Here is an 18,911-nt window from a genome sequence, read left to right on the forward strand (position 1 = left end):
TAGTGGCAAGGGTGAAAATGAGAGGTCTGTCACAAAAAAATAGTTCGTTTAACTTACTGAATGAATTTAGAAAATGGCTTACGAAAGTTATTAAAGACGGAGAGACCGTAAACAACCCGCCGCGCCTGCCGATAGATACACGTCAGACAATACCTGCATATAAAAAAGGCAAAGCATGTTTAAGCGTATAAAAGTTATAACTCTTCTGATTTCGGTGCTGCTCGTACTCGGCATCATGCAAGTGATTTCCGCCGGCATTTTCATCAATGCCCTCAATAACGATAAAGAGAACTTTACGGTCTCTCAGCTCTCCAGCCAGAACGTGGCGGAATTTACCGATGCGTGGATCAGCCTGAACCAGGCGCGTGTAACCCTGAACCGCGGCATGCTGCGTCTGCAAAGCAGCATGGCCTCGCAGATTAACGGCGGGCAACTGAACGAGCTGGTTAATACGGCGAAAAACCTGCTGGCAAATGCACAGGCGCACTACGACAAATACTACGCGCTGCCAGAAACACCGGGTCTCGACGAAAAGCTAACGAACCAGCTTGAAGAACAGTATCGAATCTACTCTGCGACGCTGACCCAAATGAACGTTTTACTTTCTCAGGGTAACCTGGAAGATATGTTCAAACAGAATGCGGAACAGAAGCAAAACGCGATGCAAAAAGTGTATCGAGAGTGGCGCGAGGCGCAGGCTGCCCTCACCGATAAAGGCATCAAAGATAATGAAAGCGACTATAAGCGCATTCTGTGGATCCTCTCTGCAGTCATGCTGCTGGTGATTGCGGTGATCATCTCCAGTTGGATAGCGATGCGTCGCGTGCTGCTACTGCCGCTGGAAGAGGTGATCAACCATATTCGCGCCATTGCGGCGGGAGATTTAACCCAGCCCATTCATGCGCAGGGCAAAAATGAAATGGCCATTCTTGCGCGTAACGTTCAGGAAATGCAGACCTCTTTGGCGAACACGGTCGGCGTGGTGCGTGAAGGTGCTGATACCATTTACACCGGTGCGGGTGAAATTTCCGCAGGCAGTAACGATCTCTCTTCCCGTACCGAGCAGCAGGCTGCTTCTCTGGAAGAGACGGCAGCCAGCATGGAACAGCTGACCGCCACCGTGAAGCAAAATGCCGATAACGCACGTCAGGCTTCCCGTCTGGCGCTTGATGCCTCTTCAACCGCGAAGAAGGGCGGCAGCGTGGTGGAAGGCGTAGTGCGAACGATGGACGACATTTCGACCAGCTCCAGTAAAATTGCCCAAATCACCAACGTGATCGACGGCATTGCCTTCCAGACCAACATTCTGGCGCTGAACGCGGCGGTTGAAGCGGCGCGTGCGGGTGAGCAGGGCCGTGGCTTTGCGGTGGTGGCGGGTGAGGTTCGAACGCTTGCCCAGCGTAGTGCCCAGGCGGCGAAAGAGATTAAAGCGCTGATTGATGATTCCGGCGAGCGCGTGAACGCGGGTTCTCAACTGGTGAACGAAGCGGGCGCGACGATGGCCGAGATTGTTAATGCGGTTACCCGCGTGACCGACATCATGGGTGAAATTGCCTCGGCCTCCGACGAGCAGAGCCGCGGTATCGACCAGGTGGGCCAGGCGGTAGCGGAGATGGATCGCGTCACCCAGCAGAACGCCTCACTGGTGGAGGAGTCTGCGGCAGCAGCGGCGGCGCTGGAAGACCAGGCTGCCCGTCTGAACGACGCGGTGGCGGTGTTCAAAATCACCCGCAACCAGGCCGTTAAGGCAGCCCCGGTAAAAACCTATGCTTCAAAGACACCGCCCGTAGCGGCTGCTTCTGAAGCCAACTGGGAAACGTTCTAACTCTCCGAGGCCGGAACGACCAGCGGTTTTTCCGGCTTTGCTTTCACCGCAATCACCACGCCAACGACCAGCATCAGGATCCCGCCTACCGTGAGCAAAGGGGGCACGCTCTGGCGAATCAGGAAGGTGTACAGCAGGCCAGCCAGAGTTTCAAAGACGATCAGCGGGCCTAAAATCACCGTCGGCAGCTTCTGGCTGGCGATATTCCAGCACAATGCCCCTACCCAGGAACAGAGTACCGCGATGGCGACCATCAGCCCGACGAAGATCCACGGGCGCGGTCCGAAGGGTAAAGCGAATGCCGGTTGCTGCTGGCCTAACCAGATGCACGCACCCGCATACCCCATTACGGAGACAGGCAGCGTAACCAGCGCTTGCGCCGTTGCCCACATCATCGGATGTTTATCCGGGTTTTCCCGGAGCCAACGGGCGTTGCGTAGGGCATACCATGCCCAGCACGCCACGGAAACGAACGCCAGCAGGATGCCAGAACCGTAACGCCACACGTCGAAATCGCCCAGGCCGTTTCGCAGCTCGGCAATGTTTACGCACACCAGTCCTGCGGCTATACACACCAGCGCGGGCACCATTTTTGACCATGCCAGTTTGCCATCCCGGTGGCTGTAGAGCAGATTCGCAAAGACCGGGATCACCACCGGCAGCGTGCCGATAATCATGGTGGAAACGGAGGCCCCCGTGCGCTGAATGGCGCTTGCCAGGCAGACGTAATAGATGAGGTTACCCATCATGGTCAAGCCCAGCGCGGTAAGCCAGTCCTGGCGGGTGAGCTGACGAAGACGAGCGCGTCCCAGCCAGGCCAGAGGCAGGGCTATCAGCCCCAACGCCAGATAACGTCCGGTGGACTGCAATATCGCCGGGTATTCCGGCACGATCAGAGGGCCGACAAAAATCAGCCCCCACATCAAACCTGCAAGCAGGGCATACAACACGCCGCTAATCATTTTTCCATCCGTCTTTGTTTACTCTGCCATCAGTGTAGGAGGGGAAAATGGGCGCGTATTGTATGAGATTGCGCATTAGCGCTTCAGCACCTGCTTCTGGTAACGCACGGGGGTGATGCCGTAGCGGCGGGTAAAGGCGCGGGTCAAATGCGACTGGTCGGTCAGCCCGGTTGCGGCCGCCACGTCTGCCGCGGGCATGCCGTGCGTGAGGAAGGCTTTGGCGCGCCACAGACGGATAGCCATCAGCATCTGATGGGGCGTGACGTGGAAATGCGCTTTGAACTGACGCTGGAAATGGTACGGACTGAGGGAGACCACGTTGGCCAGCTCGTCCAGCGTAAGTGGCTGCATATAGTTGTCGTGAAGGTACTCGCGTACGCGCTCAAACCGATGCGCGCCTTCCTGAATTACCGGGGCGTGGTGCGCCAGCGGCTGAAAGGTCTCTATCAGATCCAGCAACAATCCTTTTTGCGCCAGCGGATCGTGCGTGTGCCACAGGCCGTAAATCAGCTGGCCAATTTTTAGCGAACGCGTTGGGTCGTAGCGGGTGACGTCGCTGAACCACCAGTGACGCAGGCCGGTCACCTCTTCCAGCAGATCGGGTTCGATATAAACCATCCGATACCGCCAGCCGTCTTCCGTGGCGGATTCACCGGTGTGGATCTCGTCCGGGTTCATGGTGACAACCGATTTTTCGGGTGCAAGATGTTGGGTACCGCGATAGCGAAAGCGTTCGGCCCCGGTTTCAATGGTGCCGATACCGAAGGCTTCGTGCGTATGAGGCTCAAAGGCGTATTCAGATATGTGGGCGTGATAGAGTTCGAGACCCGGCAGCTGCGCCAGATGGCGAAAGCGCGCGCTGTCTCTCTCATCAATGAACTGTTCCGGTACGCCTTGCACGGTGATCCTCCTCGCGGGTCATCGTTTCATTATCAGAGATGACCCGAGGGGATGCCACAAAAAATAACCACTTTGTAACAATTACAGAATGGCTTTGACGCTCTCAGCCAGCGAGGTGGTTGGGCGACCAATCAGTTTGCTGAGCGTTTTGCTGTCGTCAAACAAACCACCTTTAGACGCGCCCGTGTCAGAATCCGCCAGCATATCCGCCAGCCCGGCAGGCAGACCAACGCTCTTCAAGGCCGCCGCAAAATCAGCCTCGCTCAGGTTCTGATAGGTCACGGTTTTCCCGCTCTGTTTGCTGAGTTCAGCGGCCAGTTCGTTCAGCGTCCAGCCATAGTCGCCCGCCAGTTCGTATACCTTGCCAGCATGACCTTCTTCGGAGACCACTTTTGCTGCCGCAGCGGCGTAATCCGCACGGGTTGCAGAGGCAATTTTGCCTTCACCCGCAGCACCAATGAACACGCCGTGTTCCAGCGCAGGCGGCGCGCTCGCCAGATAGTTTTCGGTATACCAGCCGTTGCGAAGCAGGGCATAAGGAATGCCCGACTCGGCCAGCGCTTTTTCGGTGTCGACGTGTTCAACGTGCAGGCCAAGCGGGGATTTATCCGCATGCAGCAGGCTGGTGTAGGCGATGAATTTCACACCAGCCGCGCGGGCTGCGTTAATCACATTTTGGTGCTGGGTCGCGCGCTGGCCCACTTCGCTGGATGAGATCAGCAGCAGTTTATCTACGCCATTCAGCGCGGTAGTGAAAGCCGCTTCGTCGGTGTAATCCGCCTTGCGAACCACGATACCCTGTTGGCTTAACGCTTCGGCTTTTGCTGGGTTACGGACAATAGCCACAATCTGGTTTGCCGGGACGGTTTTCAGCAGTTCTTCAATAACATGTTGGCCAAGTTGGCCGGTAGCGCCGGTAATTGCGATCATGTTGGATCTCCTTCATGTTTGTCTGGTGTTGTGGCACACTATCACCTTAACTAACTTTAAGTAAGTACGTACAAAAAGGTAAGTATGAAAAAGCAGACGCTCAGTGAACAAATGCGGGATGGCAATCTCTTCGCGGAGCAATGCCCTTCAAGAGACGTTCTGAAGCACGTCACTAGCCGCTGGGGCGTACTGATTCTGGTGGCATTACGTCAGGGAACACACCGCTTTAGCGATCTCCGCCGAAAGATGGGCGGGGTGAGCGAGAAAATGCTGGCGCAGTCACTCCAGGCGCTGGAGCAGGACGGGTTTGTCGATCGCGTTTCGTATCCTGTCGTGCCGCCGCACGTAGAGTATAGCCTTACGCCGTTAGGGATAGAGGTGAGCGAGAGAGTGGCCGCACTGGCAGACTGGATTGAAATCAACACGCCGCAGGTGCTGGCTAACCGGGATGAGCGTGCGGCGTAAAAGGCGGGTAAGTGCGGTCTGATGCCCTCATCCTAGCCCTCTCCCACGGGGAGAGGGAACAACCCTTCAAAACGGCAACGCGCGTTGCCGTTTTGCTTTTACCTGCTCAAATCCACCTGATAAATCGCAAAGCCAATATCGTCGGTAGCGACTTTGTGCATCGGATACTGTGCCTTCTCCTTAATAAACGCGGCCGCCTTCTCGGACGGGGACGTTTCAAAACGGATATCCAGCTTTGTATCGCTGTGGATCGGGGCCAGGCGCCAGTTGTTGTCGACTTGAGGATGAATTTCACCCGCCTTTTTCGACTCTGCGCCGATCCACGCCGACAGCACGGAGCGGTTCTCGTCCGGTGAGGCAAAGGCAATGTGGCTATCGCCCGTTCCGGCAAACTTGCCGCCGTAGGCGCGGTAGTTATTCGTCACCACCAGGAAGGTGGCTTCCGAGTCAATTGCCTTGCCGTTGAAGGTCAGGTTTTTGATGCGCTCTGCCTGCGGGTTGATGGCCTGACACTCGCCGTCATATTTCGCGGGCTGGGTAACATCAATCTGATACTTCACGCCGTCGATGACGTCGAAGTTATAGGTGCGGAATCCGTCCCAATTAATCAGCGACTGCGGCTCGCTGCTCGTAGGATCGATCTGGTTAAACTGCCCGGCAGAACACTCCAGCCACTCCTTCACCTCTTTTCCCGTCGCTTTTACCACCACCAGCGTATTCGGATAGAGATAAAGATCGGCGGCGTTGCGGAAGGTTAGCTGGCCTTTTTCAACTTCAACATAGCTTGCCGGATCGTTCTTACGGCCGCCCACTTTGAATGGCGCTGCGGCTGAGAGTACAGGCAGTTTTGCCAGATCCGGATCGCCCTGAATAAAGTGTTCGGCATAGGCCTTCTGCGCCATGTTGACGACCTGTACGGTGGGGTCATCCTGCACCAGCGCCAGGAAGCTGTACATGTTGTCGGCCGTTTTGCCGATCGGCTTGCTGACAAAGGCGCGCGTGGCGTCGTGGTCATGCTTCAGCACGTCGACCAGTTTTTTATCTTCGCTGACCAGCGATTTTTTCGCTGCGGCATCGTAAATTGGGCGCGCTTCCGCTTTCGATTGGGTCACTTTCCAGCGACCGCTATCGTTTTTGAGCACCAGATCCACCACGCCAAGATGGTCGCCCCACATGCCCGGCATTACCGACGGTACGCCGTTGAGCGTCCCTCTCTCAATGTCGGCCCCTTTTATGCTGGCGAAATCTTTGCCCGGGAAGACGGCATGAGCGTGGCCAAAAAGAATGGCATCGACGCCCGGGATTTCACTGAGGTAGTAAACCGAGTTCTCGGCCATCGCCTGATACGGATCGGCGGAGAGGCCGGAGTGGGCAACGACCACCACCAAATCCGCCCCTTTTTCACGCATTTCCGGCACGTATTTACGCGCCGTCTCGGTAATGTCGTTAACGGTCACTTTGCCGCTGAGGTTGGCTTTATCCCACGTCATAATCTGCGGCGGTACAAAGCCGATATAGCCGATTTTCAGCGTTTGCTTTTTACCGTCCTTGTCGACGACCTCGGTTTCTTTAATGAGATAAGGGGTAAATAACGGTTTTTGGGTTTTAACGTCGATAATATTGGCGTTAACGTACGGGAACTTCGCACCGGCGAGCGCATCGTGAAGGTATTTCAGACCGTAGTTAAATTCATGGTTACCGAGGTTGCCGACGGCGTAATCCAGGCTATTCATAGCCTTATATACCGGATGGATCTCGCCTTTTTTCAGCCCCTTCGCCGCCATGTAGTCACCAAGCGGACTACCCTGAATGACATCGCCGTTGTCGACCAGTACGCTGTTTTTGACTTCACTTCGCGCGGCATTGATCAAACTTGCCGTACGGACCAGTCCGAATTTCTCCGTAGGGGTATCTTTGTAGTAGTCGAAGTCCATCATATTGCTGTGCAGGTCGGTGGTTTCCAGAATACGGAGATCGACCGTTGCCGCCTGAACGCTGGCTGCAATCAGCGTCGCCAGGAGCGTTGCGCTAAACTTAATCATCAGAGGAGTCCTTTTTTCGATCCAAGCCACAAAAGAATATGTATGTATATTTTATTGCTTACAGAAGTGTGAATCCTGACAGAAAAAAGGGCATTGAAACCGGAATTGCTTCACAGATAGCGGAATTGTTCACATTACGATATAAATAAAACAACGAGTTACGCCCACTGCGTTAACGAAGAGGTGGAGAATGTTAGAGAAGATTTGTCAGCTCGCGCGGGAAGCGGGTGATGCCATTATGCAAGTGTATGACGGTACAATCCCGATGGATGTCGTCAGCAAAGCGGACGACTCGCCGGTGACGGCGGCCGATATCGCGGCGCACGGTGTGATCCTGAAAGGGCTACAGGCACTAACCCCGGACATTCCCGTTCTGTCAGAAGAGGCGCCACAGGGCTGGGACGAAAGACAGCACTGGCAGCGTTACTGGCTGGTAGACCCGCTGGACGGCACGAAAGAGTTCATCAAGCGTAACGGTGAGTTCACCGTTAATATCGCCCTGATTGAAAAGGGAAAAGCGGTTCTCGGCGTGGTATACGCCCCGGTGATGAAGGTGATGTACAGCGCGGCGGAAGGGAAGGCCTGGAAAGAAGAGTGCGGCGTACGTAAGCCGATTCAGGTGCGTGATGCACGTCCGCCGCTGGTGGTCATCAGCCGCTCCCACAGCGACAGCGAACTGCAGGAGTACCTGCAACAGCTGGGGGAACATCAGACCACCTCAATTGGCTCATCGCTGAAGTTCTGCCTGGTGGCGGAAGGACAAGCGCAGCTTTATCCGCGCTTTGGGCCGACGAACGTCTGGGATACGGCGGCAGGCCATGCCGTTGCCGCCGCTGCGGGTGCGCATGTTCATGACTGGCAGGGCAAGCCGCTGGACTATACGCCGCGCGAATCTTTCCTCAATCCTGGCTTCCGGGTGTCTATTTACTGAGCCAGCAGCGTGTGCAGCAGCGTCACAACCTGCTGCACTTCTTCCTGGGTCAATGCCCCGTCTTTGGCCCACTGCACGCGACCTTCTTTATCCAGCACGATAACCGCCGAACTCTCTTCTTCAAGCTGCCAGGCCTTACGCGTTACGCCATTGCTGTCGACAATAAACTGCGACCACGGGTAGAGCTTTTTGTTGCTCTCAAGGCTGGAGCGTACAAACATGCCGGAGCCGGGGATGGCGTCGTCGGTATTAACAATCGTTGTGGTCTGGTAGCGGTCATGCGGGAATTTTCCGCTCTTGATCGCTTCAATCAGGGTGGCGTTTTTCTCTTTCGCAGATGTACGGCCCGCAATATGTTGTACAACTCTCACTTTGCCTGCGAGCTGCGCGCTATTCCAGGGTTTGTAGCTAAACTTATCATTGTCGAGAATCAATTCTCCCCGGTCAGCAATACCGACTGGCGGTACACGTTGTCCTTTTTCAATAGTGTGCGCGCAAGCCCACAGAGGCAGAAGCAGGAGCGCAGCTGCCAGGATGTTACGTAGGGTCATGGTGTTTCCTTTTTTTGTTAGCAGGTGATCCGACCACTTGGTCTTACGCTTTTAATCATAAGTGCGATCAATGTGGTTTTCCCGCAATCCCAGTGCCAGTTTGCGGGTGAACGCACATATCCATGAAAAAACGACGGCTTATACTGCTCACGCTCACGGTTTGCAAAGATTATTCTGAATAATTGTAATCAAACGGTAAATAAACTTATGCATACTGGGTATCAAGGTAGTTCTGGTCTATAGTCAATGGGCATCAAAATTTGCGCTCAGGACAGTCGGGCCGATTGTGGCGCCGCAAGAGCGTATGATTCGCAGGAGATACAAGAATGAAAATTTTCCAACGCTACAACCCGCTTCAGGTGGCGAAGTACGTGAAAATCCTGTTCCGTGGACGGTTGTATATCAAGGATGTTGGCGCTTTTGAGTTCGATAAGGGCAAAATCCTTGTCCCAAAAGTGAAGGACAAACAGCACTATTCTGTGATGTCCGAAGTCAACCGTCAGGTTATGCGTCTGCAAACTGAGATGGCTTAACCAACGTGCTATGCAGTAGTTAAAAAAAACGGCTCCCACTGGGAGCCGTTGATGTATCTGGGCCTTTATGCCGATACTTTTTCTTCCGCATCCGGCAGCTTCGGCACCAGCACGGTCGGTTTATTATCGATACGCGTCACCAGCAGCTGGTCGATGCGATAATTATCGATATCCACCACTTCGAACTTAAAGCCTGAGAACTTGACCGAGTCGGTACGTTTCGGGATCTTACGCAGCATAAACATCATAAAGCCGCCGATGGTTTCGTAATTGCCGGACTGCGGGAATTCGTCGATATCCAGCACCCGCATCACGTCCTCAATCGGCGTACCGCCGTCAATCAGCCACGAGTTCTCGTCACGCTGAACAATCTGCTCTTCCATCCCCTGGCCGACCAGGTCACCCATCAGGGTCGTCATCACGTCGTTGAGGGTGATAATGCCCACCACCAGCGCGTATTCGTTCATGATAACCGCGAAGTCTTCACCGGCGGATTTGAAGCTTTCGAGGGCTTCGGAGAGCGTCAGGGTATCCGGCACAATCAGGGTATTGCGGATTTGTACGCCGCTGTTCAGGGCCAGGCTCTGGTTCGCCAGCACGCGGTTCAGCAGGTCTTTGGAGTCCACATAACCGATGATGTGGTCGATATCTTCGTTACAGACCAGGAACTTAGAGTGCGGATGTTCCGCAACTTTGTTCTTCAGGCTCTGCTCGTCTTCATGCAGATCGAACCAGATCACGTTTTCACGGCCGGTCATGGAGGAGGGAACGGTACGGGATTCCAGCTCAAACACGTTTTCAATCAGCTCATGTTCTTGCTTACGCAGAACGCCCGCCAGCGCCCCCGCTTCCACCACGGCATAAATGTCATCAGAGGTGATGTCATCTTTACGCACCATCGGCAGCTTAAAGAGGCGGAAGATCACGTTCGCCAGGCCGTTAAAGAACCACACCAGCGGGCGGAACACGTACAGGCAGAAGCGCATCGGGTTGATGATACGCAAAGCCACGGCTTCTGGCGCAATCATACCGATGCGTTTCGGGGTCAGGTCGGCGAACAGAATAAACAAGCCGGTAACCAGCGAGAAAGAGAGAATAAAGCTCAGCTGCTCGGCCAGCTCTACGGACACATACTGCACAAAAAGGCTATAGAACACCGGAGAAAACGCCGCATCGCCGACAATACCGCCCAGGATGGCGACCGCATTCAGGCCAATCTGTACCACGGTGAAGAACATGCCAGGATTTTCCTGCATCTTCAAAATGCGTGATGCGTTGATGTTGCCTTCGTCGGCAAGCAGCTTGAGTTTGATTTTACGGGAGGCGGCCAGCGAGATCTCAGATATCGAGAAAAATGCACTGACGGCAATAAGGCAAAGTATTACTAAAATACTGTTTAACATAGTTTATCCGGCTTCTCGCCAGATCCTCGGAAGGGAAGTTGATACCATTTGTGTGAAGACACATTGAACGTCAGCTCGTAGCGTTGAGCCGATTATTTCAGCGGTAGTATAGCGTAAAGAGATGTAAATCTGCCAGAGGTCACGTTTTCGGCAAAAAAGAGGCCGGACGGGCAGGATGCCGGTCCGGTGTAAGAGGTTACTCTGCGGGGGATAAGCTGATGTTTTTAGCGGCTCGGCGGGTGGCTTCGCCGCCCCAGACCTGGTCATATTCGTAACCCGTGAGCTGCTTGATCACCACGCGGGTGTTATCGTCGCAGTCGCGGTAATCTCCGCCCAGCTTGCGGCGCGCAATCTCCTTGAGCAGCACCTTGTGCGTCTCGCGCGTGAGCTTGAATTTATAGGTCGCAAAGAAACTCACGGCCAGCAGGGCGGCTGTCGCGAATATCATCAGGCCGATTATGGCGCCCAGCGCGCTTTCAGGCTGCGCGCCGCTCCCCTTCACGAAGCCGGATTCCTGCAGCACTAGGCCAATGATCATGATCGCAATCGCAACGGTACTTTTGCGGGTTAATACCATCACACCGGCAAAAATCCCCTCCCGGCGCTGCTGCGTCACCATTTCGTCGATATCCGGAATGAAGCTGTAGATATTCCACGGTATGTAATACAGGCCGGATCGCGCGGCGCCCAGCAGAATAAAGACCGCCGAGAACAGAAGCGTTGGCACCTGCGTTTTGGTGAGATAAACCGTAAACAAGAAGGCCAGCACCAGGAGGATGCACCCGTAGGAAAGCCGCAGCGCGGCGGAGGGCGTCATATTGAGTCGGTTCAACAGCAGCATAAATCCATACGTGCCCGGCACCGAGGCAAAGGCCGCAATGCTCAGCCAACCGGACACCGCAGCCGTATCCTGACTGAGGCAATACACGACGTAATAGGTAAATACCGAGCCAAAGACGTCCATCGCGGTAAACGAGAAAATATAAATCAGGATATGCAGGCGAAACGCGCGAATACGGAAGGATGAAAAGAGATCCAGCACCAGATATTTCAGATGATTGCCTATTCCGCCGCTGCGCGAGTTATCGACCTTAAAATCATATTCCTGATGGACATCTTTCGCCTCCCAGGTGGTGTACCAGGTAATAAATACCGCAAGACAGAAAACGCAGGAAAATATTAGCCCGGTCAACGTATAGGTAAAGGGATTATCCTTGCCGGTGAACTGCATAATGACGCCGGGAACGGAAACCGCAAGAAAACCGCCCAGCTGAGAGCAGATCATACGCACCCCAGAAAGGCGGCTACGCTCTTCGTAGCGGTTCGTCATTTCTGCTGCCAGGGTTTCCCACGGCACCAGCACCATTGCCGACAGCAATTCAATCGACAGATAGGTTCCCAGGTAATACCAGTACCCCATATCCGTCATCCACAGCAGGGCGTACAGGAACATCAGCGGGGAACTGAGTAATAAAAAGAAGCGGCGACGACCAAATTTCCGCCCAAGCCAGGTATCGCCGAAGTTATCGGTGATATAACCCATAATCGGGCTTAATAACGCGTCAATAACGCGGGCGATGGCAAATATCGAACCTGCTTCGACGACAGACAGCCCGCAGTAAGTGGTGTAAAAAAATAACAGCCAGGTGCCGATAATGGCGAAAGCGCCTCCGCCAAACAGATCGGTTATGCCGTAGCCAAGCGCCACGCCATAACCAACTCTACGTTCAGTTGGTTTAACCATAATAATATCCAGTGTAGGGTAGCTATAAACCCATTTACGGGTCGTTTTTTATTTCACTGCTGGAATACACATTACGTTTTAATTATTGATATCTATCCATTGCCGAAGTTGAGATGACCGATATATTGCCTCCACAAGGGTGAGTGATTTTCCGGCTTCACAAATACCGACGTAATCCGTATTTTCCGGGTGATGAATCGCGTGATAAAAGCGGCGAATTGCCTGCTGGTGTCCCAGCCCCCAATAACTTTTAACCGAGCCGTCGGGGGAGCTGTCGCTGGCCAGTTTGGTGCGCTCGTCCGGCGTCACGCGCCAGAGGGTGTTGTCGTTCAGCAGCAGCGAGCCATTTTCACAGTGGATCTCCATCATCAGCGGGGAATCTGTGGTGTGGCAGTTGCTGGCATAAAAAATACCGCGCGCGCCGTTGGCGAAGTGCAGCGTGGCCATCGCACTGTCTTCCCCTTCGGTGACGTCTGCCAGTTCACCGCTATCGACAACGCCTTTCAGCCGCGTCACGCCTCCGGCGAACCACTGCATCAGGTCGAGCGTATGGATTGCCTGATTAATCAGCAGGCTTCCGCCTTCCGTTGCCAGGCGTCCACGCCACGGGCTTTCGGTGTAGTACGCGCCGCCGCGGGACCATGTCAGCACGGCTTTGATGCTCAGCATCTTGCCTAAGCCACCGTCGGCCAGCGCCTTACGAATGTTCAGGCTGGTAGGGTTGAGCCGGTTCTGATAGCACACCCCCAGTTTTCCGGGGGCACGATGCGCGGCACGGGTAATATCAATAATTTCTCCGCCGTTCATGCCCACCGGTTTTTCGCTAAACACATGCTTCCCGGCGGCGAGCGCCGCCAGGATCATGCTCTTATGCTCGACGTGGGGCGTGCAGATGTGGACCACGTTGATGGCGTCATCCAGCAGCATTTCCCGGTAATCCTGATAAAACCGGCACTGGTAATTCATCGCCAGCTTCAGTCCTTTTACGCTGTCGATGTCTACCAGCGCGCGCAGCGCCACGTTGGGGATCTGGCGCAGCGCATCCACATGACATTTGTGAATCGCGCCAGCACCGATAATTGCCGTGTTCAGGATGGTCATCATCGCCTCCCGTTATTCCGCCGCGTTCGCAAGCATCTGTGCCTTCACGCACAGTTCCGCGGCCTTGAAAGCATGCGCCTGCGTCATGGCATTTTCGGTTCGATGCAGGCAGTCGAGGATCAGTTCGCCAAAGAACGGGAATCCAACCTGCCCGGCCACCGGATAGCGGAACTCCCCCTCGTGATTGACCAGATACACCACATCCTGCTCGCCGCGGGTTAAATCGACATATTTACGGATTTCGATATACCCGTCGGTGCCGAGCAGCGTCAGACGGCCATCGCCCCAGGTTGTGAGCCCGTCCGGGGTGAACCAGTCGCAGCGAAAATACCCGCTGGCACCGTTTTCCCCTTTGAGCATTGCGTCCCCGAAATCTTCGAACGCCGGATACTGTGGATGGTTAACATTCCGCGCCTGGCTGGCAACCACGACGGCATCGCGGTTGCCGGTATAAAACAGGAATTGCTCAATCTGGTGGCTGCCGATATCACACAAGATGCCGCCAAAATAGCGACGATCGTAAAACCACGCCGGGCGACCCTGACCTTCACGATGCGGACCCGTTCCCAGGGTTTGAACCACGCTTCCAATAGCGCCTTGCTGCACCAGCTGTCCGGCGAAGACCGCGCTCTCTACGTGCAGTCGTTCGCTGTAGTAAACCGCGTATTTCTTGCCGGTTTTTTCAACCATGGCTTTGGCATCTTCCAGCTGCTCAAGAGTGGTGAGCGGCGCTTTGTCTGTGAAATAGTCCTTGCCGGCCGCCATGGCTTTCAGCCCCAGCGCGCAGCGCTCGGACGGGATAGCTGCGCCCGCCACCAGATGCACCTCGTCGTCGGCGAGGATCTCGTCCAGCGACGCTGCGACTTTTGCCTGCGGGTACTGCTGCACAAACGCGTCCACTTTGGCGGGATCGGGATCGTAAACCCATTTCAGCGTCGCCCCGGCTTCAATCAGTCCGTTGCTCATGCCGTAGATATGGCCATGGTCGAGCGCGGCGGCGGCAAAGACAAATTCGCCTGCCTTAACGACCGGCTGCGGTTTTCCGACCGGCGCGTAGTTCATTCCGTCATTTTTATTCATGGTTAGAGTCCTCGATCCAGATCTTTGCCCAGGGAGATAGCGCCGACTTCGCTGAAGTTGGCGACGCTGGCGGATTTTTCGTAGAAACGGGGGGCGAGAGCGTTCGTCCCGCCGGTGCGGTAAAACGGGTCGTCACGGTCAATCGGCAGCGAGACAACGGTGCGGGTGATGCTCGATTTATAGATTGCGGTAATCAGCTCCAGCGACCGCTTGCCCTGAAGCCCGTCCACTAACGGCGTCGTGTCATGCTCGATGGCATAAAGCAGGTCGTTAATCTGCCCGGCGTGCAGCGTCCACTCGAGCTTCGGCGTCTCCTGAAAAACGGCGTTGAGCTGTGCTTCACGCTGCAGATCGTTTGTCGCCTCCGGGAAGCCGTTATCCGCGCTCACGCTGGCGAAGGCTTGCCATGGTGCGGAAATCCGAGCTTTGTCGCCCTGAATAATGATTTTCTGATCTTCTCCGTGATGCACGACCGAGGCGGTAAGCTGAGTGAGCGCGCCGCTGGGATATTTGAAAATGGCGGCGCTCAGGTCTTCCACTTCGGCATTGTCATGCGCCACGTTGGTCATCATCGCCACCACCTCGGTTGGAAAACCCAACATCCACTGGATGGCGTCGATATGGTGTACCGCGTGGTTAAGCGTGCAGCCGCCGCCCTCTTTTTCCCAAGTGCCGCGCCACCACAGATCGTAGTACGAGTGCCCGCGCCACCAGAATGAATCCACCTGCGCATGGCAGATATTCCCCGCGAGGCCGGAATCCAGCGCCGCTTTTAAACGCCAGAAGGCGTCGGTAAAGCGATTCTGCGCAATGATGGCGAGCGTTTTACCGCTGGCCTGCTGAGCGGCAATCATGGCGTCACACTCCTCAAGAGACGCAGCCATGGGTTTTTCGCACAGCACATGGCAACCGGCGCGCAGTGCGTCAATGCTAATCTCCGCATGGACGTACGGTGGCGTGCAGACGTCGACGATATCGATACCGGGCTCCTGCTCCAGCATCTGCTGGTGGCTTTCATACACGTGGGCGTCCGTCAGGCCGTAGCGCGCTTTTTTCTCTTCGGCTTTCTCGGGATAGATATCCACCAGCGCGACAATCCGGCAGCGCTGTCCGAACTGCAAATAGCCCTGAATATGGTTATGCGAGATATTCCCTGTTCCCACAATGGCGACATTTAACATCGTTATTTCTCCGGGGGTTACCAGCTGCCAGAGGCATCCAGCGTGACGCTGGTGGCTTCTTTTTCAACCGAGTGGGTAATGCGTTGCTGAAGCAGGCGCAGATACTGTTTTTCGTTGAGCGGCAGCTCGACCCAGTCGTCTGTCCAGGTAGAAAGATGCATGGCATTAGAGAGCGTTAATCCGTGGATCCCTTCAAGACCCGGCGCAATCAGCGGCTCGCCGCGCAGGATGGCCGCACAGAAGTTCGCGGTAATGACAGCGTGCTCGCTACATTCCGGCGCGACGGGCACGGTGACTTCCCAGCACTCAGGCTCACCAAAGCCGTTCTGCCAGCGGGCGTTAAATTCAGCTTCGGATTCGCGCAGTCGCCAGTAGCGCAGCGTGCCCTCTTCAACAACCACTTTGCCGCGATCGCCGGCGATCTCCAGACGATTGGTGCCCGGCGTTTCTGCGACCGTGGTAATAAATACGCCGGTTGCGCCATTGGCGTACTCCGCGTAGGCAGTCACCTCGTCTTCCACTTCGATGTTGCGGTGTTTACCGAACTGGCAAAACGCGCGCAGCCGAATGGGCATACCCACCAGCCACTGCCAGAGATCGAGCTGATGCGGATCCTGGTTAAGCAATACGCCGCCGCCTTCGCCTTTCCAGGTGGCGCGCCAGCCGCCGGAGTTGTAATAGCTCTGCGAACGATACCAGTTGGTGATGATCCAGTTAGAGCGGCGGATCTCGCCCAGCTCGCCGCTGTCGATCAGATCTTTCACTTTTTGATAGAGCGGATTAGGCCGCTGGTTGTACATCATGCCGAAGACCACGTCGCACGTGTGCGCGCAGGCGTTCATCTCCTGCACCTGTGCGGTATACACGCCCGCCGGTTTTTCGCAAAGCGTGTGGATACCGTTGCGCATGGCCAGCATCGACAGGCGCGGGTGATCGTAATGGGGCGTGGCGACGATGACCGCATCGATAAGCCCGCTCTCGAGCATCTCCTGCGCGTCGCTGAAAAGAGGAATTGTGCCTACCCGCTGGCGAATGGCCGGATGCTTTTCCGGCGCATTATCGCAAACCGCGGTGAGGCAAGCGTCACTGACGGTGCCTGCCAGTAAATAGCGGGCGTGGACTGTACCGATATTACCCATACCAATAATGCCAAAACGTACCTTCTCCATGTCACACCTTAATTTCAGTAAAAAGAGTGATGACCGGAAAATAGGAAAGCTAAGACGCAGGGACAATGTGTTTTTGTGAGAATACTCGCAAGGTCAATAAGTAAACACCAACGAATCTGAAATTTGGTTTTAAAATCAACGCGCTGTTTCTGCAAATATTTGCAAAAACTGAATGCGAGCGAGGTCACACTATGGCGGGCAAGCTAAAAATGGAGGAAATCGCCTCCCTGACGGGGTATTCCGTTAGCACGGTGTCGAGGGTGTTAAGCGGTAAGTCTTACACCAGCGACAAGGCCCGGGAAGCGATTGTCCATACCGCGCGGCAGCTGGGCGTGCTGGAGTCGATGGCGAGCGGTAGGCTGCTGATTAACGGTATCGCTGTTTTTGCGCCGGAAAGAACCTTTCAGGGACGCGGCGATATTTTTTATCTTGAAGTGACCAAAGGGGTAGCCGAAGCCAGCGCGCCACATAACGTGTGGGTCAGCTATTGCGGATTAGAAGAACAGCATGCCGACGTGAAATTATTTCTTGAGAAGGCCAGCCATAAAAATATCAACGCGATCATTATCATTGGCACTGATGATTCCACCATCTTTAAGCTGGCCAGTACGCTCAATAAACCCTGCGTATTAATTAATTCCGTCGACCGGGATCGGGTGCTGGATTCTGTTTCGCCCGACCATCGCGCCATTGGTTTTACCGCCATGCAATATGTCTTTGAGCAAGGGCATCGTCGGGTACTGACGTTAACCTGCCTGAGGCGGGACACGCTCTATGCAAGACTGGACGGAATCAAAGAGGCCTATCGCCACTTTCACGTTACCTTTGAGCCGCAGCGGGATTTGCTGGTGACCGAGTGGTTTACCGCAGAAGAAGCCGAGCACGCGCTGGATCGCTGGCTGCTAAGCCACGACAGAGCGCAGTGGCCGGAGGTGATTTTTCCCAACAGCACCAGCATGACGGAAGGGGTGATCCGGGCACTGCAGCGCCACGGGCTGCGTATCCCGGAGGATATCTCACTCATCACGACCGATTTTGCCTGGAATTTAGCGCACCGGCTGGAAAAACCGGTCACGGGTGTGACCGTGCCCTGCCGAGAACTGGGGATAGAAGCGGTGCATCTGCTGCAAACGCGGCTCAACAGACCGCAGGCGCCGGTCTATAACCTGCTGCTGCAGGGGAAGGTGATGGATTACGGGTCGGTGAGCAATGCAACGCGCCACGCGGCTCGCGTGGCGCTAAACGAATAATCATCAGGCCAGCTGTGGGGGCAGGCATACGCCAATCCCGCCGATACCGCAGTAGCCGTACGGATTTTTATGCAGATACTGCTGGTGGTCGTCCTCGGCATAGTAGAACGGCTTCGCGGTGGCGATTTCGGTTGTCACCTCACGCGTATCGCCTGCGTCACGCATGGCTTTCTGAAAACGTTCCAGGCTGGCGCGCGCAGCGGCGTCCTGCTCAGGGGTGAGCGGATAGAGGGCAGAGCGGTACTGAGTGCCGTGGTCGTTGCCCTGTCGCATGCCCTGCGCCGGATCGTGGTTTTCCCAGAATACCTGCAGCAACTGCTCGTAACTGATAATTGCAGGGTCATATACCACGCGCACCGCTTCGGCATGACCGGTCTCGCCGGAGCACACTTCGCGATAGGTTGGGTTAGGTGTGTAACCGCCTGTGTAGCCCGCCGCGGTGCTGTAAACGCCGGGTAATTGCCAGTAAAGGCGCTCAACGCCCCAGAAGCAGCCCATGGCAAACAGGGCGATCTCCATTCCATCAGGAACGTTTGTCATTGAATGATTGTTGACGGCGTGCAGTGTCGCCACAGGCATAGGGGTGTTGCGTCCCGGTAATGCATCGGCTTGTGAAACCAGATGCTTTTTGTCGAATAAACTCACGGTGGGGCCTCCCGGGTAGCGATGTTTCGGTTAAGGTTGTCACGACGCGTTTAATTGAACACAATAAATGCGCTGAATGAGTCTAGATTTAATCATAAGAAATATTTGGGTGTTACACCCTTTTTCAACCCGTGATGTGGGTTTTTGGCTTAAAGGCCGTATTTTGCCGCGGAGCGGCACTTCATTTGCTTCCAGGGTG

Annotated in this window: 17 protein-coding genes; 5 read left to right on the forward strand and 12 right to left on the reverse strand. The window is 55.1% G+C overall.

The genetic code is table 11. The annotated features are described in order from the left end of the window. Positions 1-175: 175 nt before the first annotated feature. Positions 176-1,825, forward strand: coding sequence for a methyl-accepting chemotaxis protein (locus V5P19_RS18135; RefSeq protein ID WP_334406084.1), 1,650 nt, complete (start codon positions 176-178; stop codon positions 1,823-1,825). On the opposite strand, the gene V5P19_RS18140 is transcribed toward V5P19_RS18135, so the two are convergent. The 3 genes from V5P19_RS18140 to V5P19_RS18150 all read right to left on the reverse strand — a co-directional run bounded on the left by V5P19_RS18140 (position 1,822) and on the right by V5P19_RS18150 (position 4,617). Beyond that, complete coding sequence (locus tag V5P19_RS18140) at positions 1,822-2,787, reverse strand: DMT family transporter (RefSeq protein ID WP_334406087.1); 966 nt, start codon at positions 2,785-2,787, stop codon at positions 1,822-1,824. The two genes, V5P19_RS18135 and V5P19_RS18140, sit on opposite strands and share 4 nt — an antisense overlap. Positions 2,788-2,862: 75 nt before the next feature. Continuing rightward, on the reverse strand, positions 2,863-3,687 hold the full coding sequence (locus tag V5P19_RS18145) for an AraC family transcriptional regulator (RefSeq protein ID WP_334406089.1): 825 nt from the start codon (positions 3,685-3,687) through the stop codon (positions 2,863-2,865). An 81-nt stretch (positions 3,688-3,768) separates the two neighbouring features. Beyond that, a complete protein-coding gene (locus V5P19_RS18150) occupies positions 3,769-4,617 on the reverse strand; it encodes an SDR family oxidoreductase (protein ID WP_334406091.1) in 849 nt (282 codons plus the stop codon). 84 nt (positions 4,618-4,701) lie between these two features. Here V5P19_RS18150 and V5P19_RS18155 point away from each other — a divergent pair, with 84 nt between their 5' ends. Continuing rightward, on the forward strand, positions 4,702-5,082 hold the full coding sequence (locus V5P19_RS18155) for a helix-turn-helix domain-containing protein (protein ID WP_334406093.1): 381 nt from the start codon (positions 4,702-4,704) through the stop codon (positions 5,080-5,082). A gap of 98 nt (positions 5,083-5,180) precedes the next feature. Here the strand turns inward: V5P19_RS18155 and V5P19_RS18160 are convergent, their stop codons facing one another. Next, positions 5,181-7,124, reverse strand: a complete 1,944-nt coding sequence (locus V5P19_RS18160) for a bifunctional 2',3'-cyclic-nucleotide 2'-phosphodiesterase/3'-nucleotidase (RefSeq protein WP_334406095.1) — start codon at positions 7,122-7,124, stop codon at positions 5,181-5,183. A 190-nt stretch (positions 7,125-7,314) separates the two neighbouring features. Between V5P19_RS18160 and cysQ the strand changes: the two genes are divergently transcribed. After that, the gene (cysQ, locus tag V5P19_RS18165; RefSeq protein WP_334406097.1) at positions 7,315-8,055 is read left to right on the forward strand and encodes a 3'(2'),5'-bisphosphate nucleotidase CysQ; all 741 of its coding nucleotides are present in this window, start codon (positions 7,315-7,317) and stop codon (positions 8,053-8,055) included. Here cysQ and V5P19_RS18170 read toward each other — a convergent pair. Further along, positions 8,049-8,606 carry a YtfJ family protein gene (locus V5P19_RS18170; protein ID WP_334406099.1) on the reverse strand — a complete coding sequence of 186 codons (558 nt, stop codon included), beginning with the start codon at positions 8,604-8,606 and terminating at the stop codon, positions 8,049-8,051. The two genes, cysQ and V5P19_RS18170, sit on opposite strands and share 7 nt — an antisense overlap. A 326-nt stretch (positions 8,607-8,932) precedes the next feature. On the opposite strand from V5P19_RS18170, the gene V5P19_RS18175 reads away from it, so the two are divergent. Next, positions 8,933-9,139 carry a DUF1107 domain-containing protein gene (locus tag V5P19_RS18175; RefSeq protein WP_004387562.1) on the forward strand — a complete coding sequence of 69 codons (207 nt, stop codon included), beginning with the start codon at positions 8,933-8,935 and terminating at the stop codon, positions 9,137-9,139. A 65-nt stretch (positions 9,140-9,204) separates the two neighbouring features. On the opposite strand, the gene V5P19_RS18180 is transcribed toward V5P19_RS18175, so the two are convergent. From V5P19_RS18180 to V5P19_RS18205, 6 genes are all read right to left on the reverse strand, one after another. After that, on the reverse strand, positions 9,205-10,542 hold the full coding sequence (locus V5P19_RS18180) for a hemolysin family protein (RefSeq protein WP_334406106.1): 1,338 nt from the start codon (positions 10,540-10,542) through the stop codon (positions 9,205-9,207). Positions 10,543-10,738: 196 nt separating this feature from the next. Continuing rightward, the gene (locus tag V5P19_RS18185) at positions 10,739-12,286 is read right to left on the reverse strand and encodes an MFS transporter (RefSeq protein WP_334406108.1); all 1,548 of its coding nucleotides are present in this window, start codon (positions 12,284-12,286) and stop codon (positions 10,739-10,741) included. Between the two features lie 78 nt (positions 12,287-12,364). After that, the gene (locus V5P19_RS18190) at positions 12,365-13,387 is read right to left on the reverse strand and encodes a Gfo/Idh/MocA family oxidoreductase (RefSeq protein ID WP_334406211.1); all 1,023 of its coding nucleotides are present in this window, start codon (positions 13,385-13,387) and stop codon (positions 12,365-12,367) included. 12 nt (positions 13,388-13,399) lie between these two features. Next, a complete protein-coding gene (locus V5P19_RS18195; RefSeq protein WP_334406110.1) occupies positions 13,400-14,467 on the reverse strand; it encodes a Gfo/Idh/MocA family oxidoreductase in 1,068 nt (355 codons plus the stop codon). Positions 14,468-14,469: 2 nt separating this feature from the next. After that, complete coding sequence (locus V5P19_RS18200) at positions 14,470-15,648, reverse strand: Gfo/Idh/MocA family oxidoreductase (RefSeq protein WP_334406111.1); 1,179 nt, start codon at positions 15,646-15,648, stop codon at positions 14,470-14,472. 17 nt (positions 15,649-15,665) lie between these two features. Continuing rightward, entirely contained in the window at positions 15,666-16,817 is a 1,152-nt protein-coding gene (locus tag V5P19_RS18205) for a Gfo/Idh/MocA family oxidoreductase (RefSeq protein ID WP_334406113.1), read from the reverse strand. Between the two features lie 191 nt (positions 16,818-17,008). Here V5P19_RS18205 and V5P19_RS18210 point away from each other — a divergent pair, with 191 nt between their 5' ends. After that, entirely contained in the window at positions 17,009-18,067 is a 1,059-nt protein-coding gene (locus V5P19_RS18210) for a LacI family DNA-binding transcriptional regulator (protein WP_334406115.1), read from the forward strand. Positions 18,068-18,070: 3 nt separating this feature from the next. Here V5P19_RS18210 and msrA read toward each other — a convergent pair whose 3' ends face one another. Next, positions 18,071-18,712, reverse strand: coding sequence for a peptide-methionine (S)-S-oxide reductase MsrA (msrA, locus tag V5P19_RS18215; protein ID WP_334406117.1), 642 nt, complete (start codon positions 18,710-18,712; stop codon positions 18,071-18,073). Between the last annotated feature and the right edge of the window lie 199 nt (positions 18,713-18,911).

This window comes from Enterobacter sp. UNJFSC 003 (assembly GCF_036903355.1).
Lineage (GTDB): Bacteria > Pseudomonadota > Gammaproteobacteria > Enterobacterales > Enterobacteriaceae > Enterobacter.